Source organism: bacterium (assembly GCA_040755795.1).
Classification (GTDB): domain Bacteria; phylum UBA9089; class CG2-30-40-21; order CG2-30-40-21; family SBAY01; genus JBFLXS01.
Genome location: JBFLXS010000215.1, coordinates 1 through 6,747, shown reverse-complemented (window position 1 = coordinate 6,747; position 6,747 = coordinate 1). Strand labels below are relative to the sequence as shown.

Annotated in this window: 5 protein-coding genes; 2 read left to right on the top strand and 3 right to left on the bottom strand. The window is 38.6% G+C overall.

Annotation, left to right across the window (positions count from 1 at the left end):
• Positions 1-480: 480 nt before the first annotated feature.
• A complete protein-coding gene (locus AB1414_13130) occupies positions 481-1,266 on the bottom strand; it encodes a hypothetical protein (protein ID MEW6608366.1) in 786 nt (261 codons plus the stop codon).
• Between the two features lie 3 nt (positions 1,267-1,269).
• A complete protein-coding gene (nrdR, locus tag AB1414_13125; GenBank protein ID MEW6608365.1) occupies positions 1,270-1,734 on the bottom strand; it encodes a transcriptional regulator NrdR in 465 nt (154 codons plus the stop codon).
• A gap of 757 nt (positions 1,735-2,491) precedes the next feature.
• On the opposite strand from nrdR, the gene AB1414_13120 reads away from it, so the two are divergent.
• Together AB1414_13120 and proC are read left to right on the top strand one after the other, a co-directional pair.
• Positions 2,492-5,137, top strand: coding sequence for a T9SS type A sorting domain-containing protein (locus tag AB1414_13120; GenBank protein ID MEW6608364.1), 2,646 nt, complete (start codon positions 2,492-2,494; stop codon positions 5,135-5,137).
• Between the two features lie 278 nt (positions 5,138-5,415).
• Positions 5,416-6,237: a pyrroline-5-carboxylate reductase gene (gene proC, locus AB1414_13115; protein ID MEW6608363.1), complete on the top strand. Its 822-nt coding sequence runs from the start codon at positions 5,416-5,418 to the stop codon at positions 6,235-6,237.
• 226 nt (positions 6,238-6,463) lie between these two features.
• On the opposite strand, the gene AB1414_13110 is transcribed toward proC, so the two are convergent.
• Positions 6,464-6,747 (bottom strand): hypothetical protein (locus AB1414_13110; GenBank protein ID MEW6608362.1); only part of this gene is annotated, 284 nt, incomplete at its 5' end.

Genomic DNA, 6,747 nt, shown 5'->3' with positions numbered 1-6,747 from the left:
ATGTTACTTAGGTAATCGGTAATCAGTAATCGGAGATAACAGGTCATTGTTTTCTCTTCACCGATAACCTGATAACCGATAACTTTCTAAACATAGCAAAGCAAACTTAACAAAGCAATAGGTTGTTTACCACCTTATTTTCCTTCCTTTGCGCTCTTTGCGGTTAAATCTTTATACCTTTAAAAAACTTGAACATCAAGTATCACTTAACTCTTCTTTTCTCCACTTCTCCATCTTCTCCCTTTCTCCTTATTTTTATCCTACCTGAACTCTTACCTCTAATTCGCTTTTTGGTATGTGGAATTTGGTGTTTATTTGGGATTTGGTGCTTGGGATTTGGGATTTTTTACTTATCCACCCTGAGTAAAATTTTGACTAATAACTGCTATAGAGGCACTTGTGGTGATAAACATTAAAAAAGCCTGTAGCCATTAAATGGCTACAGGCTTTAAAAAATATCCCCCTCCCCTCCTACACCTACTAATGTTCTTTTATTATTAATTCCTTTCTTTTAATCCATTGAAATCCTGTCTGGTGAGTAATCACCGCCACATCAATATTTCCCCCGCAGGTAGGAGTCATTGGTGTAAATCTCTGAAATTCAATTGTTGTCTGAATGAGAAATAAGGCATAATCCATCGCATCCTGTAAAGGTAGAAGTTGAAATGGTGGCATTGGTAAAGGTATATTGGGATCTTCTTTCCATAGTTTTAAGATTACTCGCTGGTCACCACTTATTGAGCATCCGTAACCTTTAGTATGTAAAGGTTCTATTCTTGAAGTTCTACCTATTTCAACAGAGAATGTTTTCCCTATGTATGGGTCTTGTTCATCATACCCGGCAACCTGGAAACCCAATGGGAATTGTCGCTCCGGGATGTTTTCTAAATTACCTACCTCTTTATTCAACTCTGCTTTGAAATATTCTTCTACTTTTGCCGCTACACGCTCAACCGTTTCATTTTCAAAGACTCTTTTCTCCACATCTCTTAAGTGGCTTTCTATCGTTCTCCCGCTTAAAAAAGGCATACCAAATACGGCTATTCCCACATTTCTTTTCTTTATACAGAATAATTTCTGGGTATTTGATGAGCCCGGCGCCAAAACTGGCGGGGGTGGTGAAACAAGAGAATGCGGTATTTTCGCTTCACATTTAGGACATTTGACAAACTCCTCTTTTGGAACTGCCTGAGTATGAAATGTCATTAAACTATCTGCGGCCAAAACAATTCCATCTGGTACTCGAACAGAAACGACTAAAGACATAATTTACCTTTTTTCTCCACCAAAACTTTCTTTTATCTCCTCTGTAAATGACCCGGCATCCTTAAATTGTTTATAAACAGAGGCAAACCTTAAATATGCAACCTCATCTAAGGAATGAAGTCTCTCCATTATTAACTCACCTAACTCTTGACTCTTAATCACTTTCTCCTCTTTATCCTTGAGAATACTTTCAATTTCATCAATTATACTTTCCGCTGTTTCAGTATCTATTGAGGTTTTTTCACATGCCTTCATAATGCCGGCAATTATCTTTTCGCGGTCAAATGGTTCTTCTCGTCCATCTCTTTTTATCACCATAAAAGGTATCTTCTCGCGTAGTTGCTCATAAGTAGTGAATCTTTTGCCACAATTTAAGCATTCTCTTCTTCGGCGGATAATTGTGCCTTCCCCTACTTCTCTTGAGTCAACAACTTTATCCTCTAATTGATTGCAAAATGGACATTTCATCCTGCTTCCCTCTCCATAATTAGAAAGAAAGTAACTATTTAACCATCTGAAGTGAAACAACAGGCACAGCCGGGAAAGTGGAAAGGGGAGAAAGTGAGTAGGTGAGAAAATTAGTTCCCCTCTTTCTCACTTTCTCCCTTTCCCACTTTCTCATTGGTTGTAACTGTTCACCGCAGAGACACAGAGACGCAGAGAAAAAATTAAAATTTATTGCTAACTATTCAGTCACAGATGGACACAGATGAAACACTGAAAATTCGTAATCCGTGTCCGTTTTCCGTGTCCGTAATCAGGCTGAAGTTTTTTTCCTCCTGTTGTTCTCTGCCTTCTGTTTTCTGCCCTCTGTCCTCTGCCTTCTGCCCTCTGTATTTATCCGTGCTAATCCGTGTTAATCAGTGGCTGAATAGTTACTTTATTTCTATGTCTTCTCTGTTTCTCTGCGTCTCTGCGGTAAAGGATTACCTGAACGGTTACCATTGGTTCTCTTTCCCTGTCTTTTTCATATCTATATATTGAATTGTAGATAGTTTATAATACAAGATATAGAGTTGTCAACTATTTTTTTTAATTTTTTTTTAAATAATTTCTAACCCCTTATCACACAAAATTTTTAGATGACGACAAAACATCACTTTTGAAAAAGTAAAATATATAAGCACTAATAAGTCTATGTCCCTGAAGGAGAAAAGAAAAACATATCCAGTTTAGGTAAAACTTTGTGTTGACTTTTATAAAGTCTTATGGTATTATTAAAAATATGATAAAGAGAACAATAGTTTGCTTGCTACTCACATTATTTTTCACAACATTGGCAAAAGCGGATATCGGTAGCCTTACTGCTACCCCTAAACATCAAAAGATAGTATTGACCTGGATAAATAATGATTTGGATGTTATAACACTTGTCCGGGATACAAATGGTTATCCGGGAACAATAACCGATGGAATTCCTGTCTATAGTGGGACGGCAACGACTTTTATTGATGACAATTTATTCAATGAGGTTACTTATTATTATACTGCATTTGATTGTGCAGGTAGTTTTAGTTGTGCGAGTGCTACGCCACAGAGAGATATTTCTCCCCCATTTCCTCCGGGGACGGTAACCGAAGATTTTCCTGATAAAGATATTAATACTATTGGCTCATATACAATTTATTGGACTATGGCTCAAGATGATGATTCTGATATAATTCAATATGCGGTTCAGGAAAGAATAGGGACAGGTGGAACCTGGGGCACAATTGGCTATACTTCTCAACTTAGTTATGGTTTCACGGGTAAAATTGTTGGTAATGTCTATTATTATCGAGTTTCTGCCAAAAATGAAGCGGAATTATGGAGTTCCTATTCTTCGACATCGGATGGGATAAGGGTAGTAAATAAGGCTGTAGAGATTCCCGCAACCAGCAGTATTAATTATGGTCAGATAACAATTGATGTTGCGGCAGATGCCTTTATTGGGTCTGTTACCTTTACGATTAGTCAGGTTTCGCCACCAGCTAATTTTGCCTCCTCGACACCTCTGATGAGTCAATTTTTAAGTCAGTGTTATGATCTTTTAGCGTTTAATTCTGGGACGCTGATAGAGGTTCAACCTGCCAAATCTTTATTGGTTATCTTCTCATATTCTCCAATAAATGCAGGCACAGAGTCTGATTATCGGATTTATCGATATGTTGATGGTTTATGGCAAATGGTGGCTGGGACACAAACAGTTATTCCCAATGAAAATTTAGTTACGGTAAGAATAGGTAGTTTATCTACTTATGTCGTAGGTTATCCAGAGGCGACTTTAACTAAGGTAAGTAATTTTACTGCTACCCCGGGGAATAATCGTCAGATGACTTTAAACTGGATATTCCCTGTTGATAATCGGGTTACAGAAGTTATTATTAGGAAAAATACAGGTACCTATGCGACTACGCCGAAAGAAGGAACACAAGTTTACCGCGGGACATTGACCAATTATACCGAAACCTTACTTACACCAGGAACGACCTGTTATTATACTGCTTTTACCTCAGATGGTGGGGCAAATTATTCATCGCCAGTATTTAGCGAGGCAGTGGCGACAGATACAACTCTGCCAGGACTCGTTGGCAGTTTCACCGCAAAAGGTGAGTTTAAAAAAATTGTATTAAATTGGATTAACCCAGCAGATGAGGATTTTAAGGAAGTCAAGATAATCAGGAATCTTTATTATTTCCCGCAAAATTCAGAAGATGGAGACCAAATTTATCAAGGTCAAGGCACTTCTACGGTGGATACAAAAAATATCATTAATGGTCAAATATATTATTACACTGCCTTTAGCTACGATGGGATTTATTATTCTCTGGCAACAACAACGGTTCAAGCAACTGCCACAGCGATTCAAGATGAGACTCCTCCTTCTGCTATTGGAACAATTACAGAGGGATATGTGAGTATTGACCTTGATGTTACCTCTACGGGAAATTATTTAGTTAGTTGGTCTTTTGCTACGGATACAGAATCAGGGATTGCCGGCTACGAACTTCAAGAAAGAAAAGATTCCGGAGAGTGGGGCACTATTTCTGATAATATTATCCAAACTTATTATTATATCACCGCAAGACAATATGGAAGTATTTATTATTACCGAGTAAAGGCGAAAAATGGAGCGGATATTTACGGAAGCTGGTCAACAACAGATGGAATAAGGGTAGTAAGTAGGTATTTTACTCTACCTTCGGCGGTAAGTTATGGCACAGGGACTGAAAAAATACAAGTAGATGTGCCGGCAAACGCATTTGACGGAACCACTACTTTTACCCTTACCATATTTCCTATTTTACCAGTGACTAATTTTAATCAGGCAACCCCTAAAATCAAAAAATCAATCAGTTCTGCATGGCAACTTTTAGCCATAAATTCAAATAATGAAGAAGTGATGCCCACCGCAACCTTAACTATTTTTATCACCTATCCAGAGGCAGGATTCTCATCAGATGAGGAGATGCAACTTAAAATTTATCGTTTAAATAATAATTATTGGGAGATGCTTCCGTCAGAAAATCAGATTGTCCGTTCGGATGAAAATATAATCCAGGCAACCATTACAACTTTATCAACATTTATCGTGGCGTTACCATCATCTCCTGCGGTTTCTTTAAGTAATGTCCGGGTATATCCCAATCCGTTCAAGCCATCTAAAGGTCATGATAAAATTACCTTTGACGGATTAGCAGATGCGGTAAAAATAAGAATATATAAAATTACTGGAGAATTAGTTTATGAAAAGGAGTATTTAGCCACAAGTGGTTATGTCTTCTGGAATGGAACAAATAATCACGGACAGACTTTAGGCAGTGGCGTTTATATTTATGTCATTGAAGGTAGTGGTGAGAAGGCAATAGGAAAGATTGCCATTATAAATTAGGACAAACGGATATAACTCTGTGACTCACAAAGAAAAATGAAAGAGGAGTTGGATGGTTTGATGGTTCAGGTGAAATCGGGCTGAAGCCTGCGGCTACCAGCCTTCCCGAAGCCCGAAGCCCGAATCCCGAGTCCCGAATTTAAGGGGGAATAAACTTGCTTTTCATCGGTTCCTTGGTCTATGGTCTGTAGTCTATCTATTTTCAGGAGAATAGAGGAAAAAACAGGTGGAGGAAAGATTTTCTCTCTACTCTCTACTTCCTATTTTCAGGAGAAGTTATGGAGTTGTTAAAAGGGAAGAAATTAGTTTTTATTGGCGCCGGGAATATGGCTGAAGCATTAATCAGAGGAATATTAAAGATAGATTTAATTGAAAAGAGTAATCTCCTGGTCTGTGATGTTAACTTCAAACGACTTGAATTTTTTAAAGAAGAGTTAGGTATAAACGGAACAAGTGATAATAAAGAAGGTATCAGAGGGGCAGATATTATTATCTTATCAATTAAACCTCAGATAATGCCGGAGGTTTTGGTTGAAATCTCCGAGATTATAAAACCCGACCAAAAGATTATTTCTATCGCCGCGGGGATTACCACAAAATTTATTGAATCTAAATTTGCCAGAGAGGTTTCAGTAATCAGGGTTATGCCAAATACACCGGTTTTAGTAGGGCAGGGTATGGCGGGTATTTGTAAAGGAAGATATGCAGATACGCGGGATTTGGAGTTAGTCAAAGCCATATTTGAAGCAGTAGGAAAGGTTGTGGTCATCAAAGAGACTTTAATGGAGGCGGTTACAGCATTATCGGGCTGTGGTCCTGCATATCTCTTTACTATTGTTGAGGTCTTGACCGATGCAGGCGTATCGGTAGGATTACCGCGAGATACCTCTTTAACCTTAACGATTGAAACGATAGAAGGAGCAATTAAAATGCTCAAACAGACTGCTGAACATCCTGCGGTTTTACGAGATAAGGTTACTTCACCTGGTGGAGCAACCATTTCTGCACTAAATGTTTTAGAAGAAAAAGGAATCCGCTCGGCATTTATCCAGGCAGTCACCGCCGCAAATAATCGGGCAAAAGAATTAAGATTAGAGTAATTATTCAGCCACAGATGGACACGGATGAAACACGGAAAATTCGTGAATCGTGTCCGGTATCCGTGTCCGTAATTAGGCTCAAGGTTGAAGGCAAATTCAAGTATAGTGGCTCGTGTCTCCTCTCCTTCTCCGTTTCTCCCTTTCTCCGTTTCTCATCTGTCGCCTGACCTCTGTATTTATCCGTGCTAATCCGTGTTAATCTGTGGCTGAATAGTTACTAATTTTCTTAATTTTCCTTCAACATCTTTTTTATCTTCTCTTTGCCAAGGAGATGTATAAGATCTTTCAATAAATTCTCTTCGCCGATGGTACGGATTACCTCTTTTTCCCCAATGCTACGAATTACCTCTTTTTCCCCAATGCTACGAATTACCTCTTTTTCCCCAATGCTACGAATTACCTTCTCCTCTCCAATCCCTTGCACAAATTTATCCACACTCCGAAGTAACCTCTCCTTACCAATACCCTGGATAAACTTATCAACTCCAACTATATCTGCCAGCTCACCAA

What these genes read in the sequence shown, in the direction of transcription:
- AB1414_13130 (MEW6608366.1), bottom strand. Translation starts at nt 1,266, where the DNA reads ATGTCTTTAGTCGTTTCTGTTCGAGTACCAGATGGAATTGTTTTGGCC.
- proC (MEW6608363.1), top strand. Translation starts at nt 5,416, where the DNA reads ATGGAGTTGTTAAAAGGGAAGAAATTAGTTTTTATTGGCGCCGGGAAT.
- nrdR (MEW6608365.1), bottom strand. Translation starts at nt 1,734, where the DNA reads ATGAAATGTCCATTTTGCAATCAATTAGAGGATAAAGTTGTTGACTCA.
- AB1414_13120 (MEW6608364.1), top strand. Translation starts at nt 2,492, where the DNA reads ATGATAAAGAGAACAATAGTTTGCTTGCTACTCACATTATTTTTCACA.